Origin of the sequence: Daejeonella sp., from assembly GCF_044232565.1 — a bacterium.
Classification (GTDB): Bacteria; Bacteroidota; Bacteroidia; order Sphingobacteriales; family Sphingobacteriaceae; genus Daejeonella.
This window is the reverse complement of sequence record NZ_JBIILQ010000274.1, coordinates 1-3,336: the sequence shown is the minus strand read 5'-3', so window position 1 is coordinate 3,336 and position 3,336 is coordinate 1. Positions and strand designations below refer to the sequence as shown.

2 protein-coding genes are annotated in these 3,336 nt (G+C 39.8%); both read right to left on the bottom strand.

Features of this window, described 5'->3' with window-relative positions:
• Positions 1–188 precede the first annotated feature (188 nt).
• On the bottom strand, positions 189–1,388 hold the full coding sequence (locus ACILQF_RS11900; RefSeq protein WP_395627624.1) for an NAD(P)/FAD-dependent oxidoreductase: 1,200 nt from the start codon (positions 1,386–1,388) through the stop codon (positions 189–191).
• Positions 1,389–1,648: 260 nt separating this feature from the next.
• A partial coding sequence (locus ACILQF_RS11895) for a helix-hairpin-helix domain-containing protein (RefSeq protein ID WP_395627623.1) occupies positions 1,649–3,336 on the bottom strand: 1,688 nt, incomplete at its 5' end.

The following is a 3,336-nucleotide window of genomic DNA, read 5'->3' as shown; positions in this document are numbered from 1 at the left end:
TCAGATACCCGGTGGCTGAGGTTCTCGAAGCCATTTCAGTGTAGCATAGAAATCTCAAGATTACTATAATCTTGTCTTAAATCTTTGATCCTTATTCTAAATCAGTTGGCCGTTGTCAGTTTACAGGCTAACGAAATCTAGGCCGTACATTAATCCTTATTCATTGTTCCTTGTTCAAAATTAGTTGCTTAAATATGTTGTGCAATAACAAAACCACTCGACCAAGCCCATTGAAAGTTATAACCACCCAACCAGCCGGTTACATCAACACATTCGCCTCCAAAATACAATCCCGGAACCTTTTTCGACTCCAATGTTTTAGAAGAAAGCTCATCTGTAGCCACTCCACCCCTCATCACTTCGGCTTTATCATAACCTTTGTCGCCCGCCACCTTCACATCAAATTGATGGATTTTTTGATCTATTAAAATTAAATCTTCCTTTGTTAAAGAAGCCAAATTCTTTTCTACTGGAAGGTATTTATCTAATGCATCCGCAAACTTTCTAGTATAGAGATCAGAGAGCAAAGATAGAAGCGTTTTACGGCCATTTACTAGTTTTTGAGCCAGGATAATATCACTAATATTTTGATTGGGAAGAAGATCTATATGAATTGATTCTCCAGGCTTCCAATAAGATGAAATCTGCAAAATTGCCGGACCGCTGAGTCCCCAATGTGTAAATAAGATATTCTCCTCAAAGCTAATTTGATCATTAGAAACCCTACAAAAAATAGAATTGCCGCTAAGTTTTGTGAACCACTCAGCATCCTTACCGGTTATAGTTAAGGGAACCAATGCTGGGGCTGTCTCAGTAATTCTGAGTCCGAATTGGCGTGCTATCCTCAAGCCAAAATCAGTAGCTCCCATTTTAGCGATAGGCAATCCACCAGAAGCAATAACTACACTTGGGACAATAACTTCTTTTAATTTAGTTTGATGCGAATAGCTTACCTTGAACTCTCCAGAATCAAGTTTCTGTACCTCTTTTACTTCCGCATTGGTCATAATTTTTTGATCTAAATCCGCGCAAAGCGATTCGAAGACTCGAACAATATCTTTAGCATTATTACTATCTGGAAATAGCTGACCCAAAGTTTTTTCTTGCCCCGTGATGCCAAAGCTCTCAAAAAAGCTTATAGTATCTTCCACGGTGTATTGCGATAATGAAGATTTACAGAAATGCGAGTTTTCAGAGATAAAATTAACCTCAGAAGCATATAAATTAGTGTAATTACATCTGCCACCGCCAGAAATAAGGATTTTGGCACCTACTTTTTCATTCTTTTCTAGAATAAGCGTTCTTTTACCTAGATACCCTGCTTGCACAGCACACATGAGTCCGCAGGCACCACCACCAATTATTACAGCATCGAATGAATTATTCATGGCCTAAAGATACGAGAAAAGGTAAATGAGTTGATGGGTATTGGTTATCACTTATAAGTATTATTTATATTAGGAGAGTTATCGGTTGTCAGTTAAATACGTCGATCTTCTTTTAATTCGCACATTGTCTGTAGAGCTGCGCTAGCACTTTTAGGATTAGCAAAAAGTGAGAGTCTCCATACTCGCTTTACGAAACCTGTAACCTTATAACAGAAGCAACCAAAAAATAAAAAATGTGTAAGGACGATACTTTATTAAATTTACGAAAATCTCCCCTTCAAAGCCGCTAATTTTATTGCCAAATCAGATTGAGGCTCATCCGAGCTCACATCAGCTTTTTTAGATTGAGGTTTAGGTGCTTGAGTTGGAGGTTTAAGTAGTGGTGGCTGTGGTTTTGTTTGTTGCTCCACAGGCCTTGGTCTTGGTGCTGGTTTTTCCTCCGTTTTCATTGTAAGGGCAATTCGCTTACGCGAAATATCCACCTCTGTAACTTTGACCATCACCTTCTGACTTACCTTTACAACTTCATTTGGGTCTTTAATGAATTTATTAGACATCTGACTCAAATGCACTAAGCCATCTTGGTGAACACCAATATCCACAAAGGCGCCGAAAGCTGTAATATTCGTAATAATTCCTGGTAAGGTCATTCCAACATGAAGATCGGTAATGGCATTAATCCCATCCGAAAAGCTGAAAGCTTCGAATTGATCACGTGGATCAAGTCCCGGTTTAGCCAATTCATTCAAAATATCATTTAAAGTTGGTAAACCAACTGTTTCGCTAACATAGTTCTGAAGCTTTATTCTTTTCCTTAGCTGATCATCTCTCATCAAATCTTCAAGCGTACAATTTAGGTCTTTGGCCATTTGCTCAACTAAAGAATAACGTTCAGGGTGCACTGCACTACTATCCAAAGGATGCTCTGCATTGCGAATACGCAAGAATCCGGCTGCCTGTTCAAAAGCTTTATCACCCAAGCGAGGTATCTTCTTCAGATCGTTTCTACGCTTAAATGCGCCATTTTTATTGCGGTATTCGACAATGTTTTGAGCTAGTTGCGGTCCGAGGCCCGAGATATACGATAAAATCTGCTTCGAAGCGGTATTTAACTCCACACCAATAGAATTTACACAACTAATTACGGTATCATCGAGTGAACTTTGAAGCTGATTTTGATCCACATCATGCTGATATTGACCTACTCCTATTGATTTTGGATCAATTTTAACGAGTTCGGCAAGTGGGTCCATTAATCTTCGACCAATAGAAACTGCTCCACGAACCGTAATATCCTTATCAGGAAACTCCTCTCTTGCCACATCCGAAGCGGAATAGATGGAAGCGCCACTTTCATTCACCATCACCACAATTAGATCTGGAATGTGCATAGCGCGCACGAAAGTCTCCGTTTCACGACCTGCGGTCCCATTTCCAATAGCTATGGCTTCAATTTTATATTTATCTGCTAAAAATCTTACCGTTTTCTCGGCCTCCTTTGCCGATTCATTTCCATTATGGGGATAAATATTCGTATTTTCTATCAACTGACCCTGCTCATCAAGAATCACCAATTTACAACCGGTACGAAAACCGGGGTCGATAGCCATAATACGTTTTTGTCCAACCGGTGCAGCCAATAATAATTGACGGGCATTATCCGCAAAAACACGAATCGCCTCTGTGTCGGCTACTTTCTTTGTTAGAAGGCGTATTTCAGTCTCCATAGAAGGTTTTAACAAACGCTTAAAGGCATCGGCTGCAGCTTGGCACACCTGTTGTGATGCGGCATTTGTACCCTTCAAAAAAAACGATTCCAAGAGATGGAATGCATCCTCTTCAGGCACTTCAATGTCAAGGCTAAGAATAATTTCCTTTTCAGCCCTTCTTAAAGCCAAAACACGATGTGAAGGAGCCGTTTTTACTGCTTCAGACCAATCGAAATAAT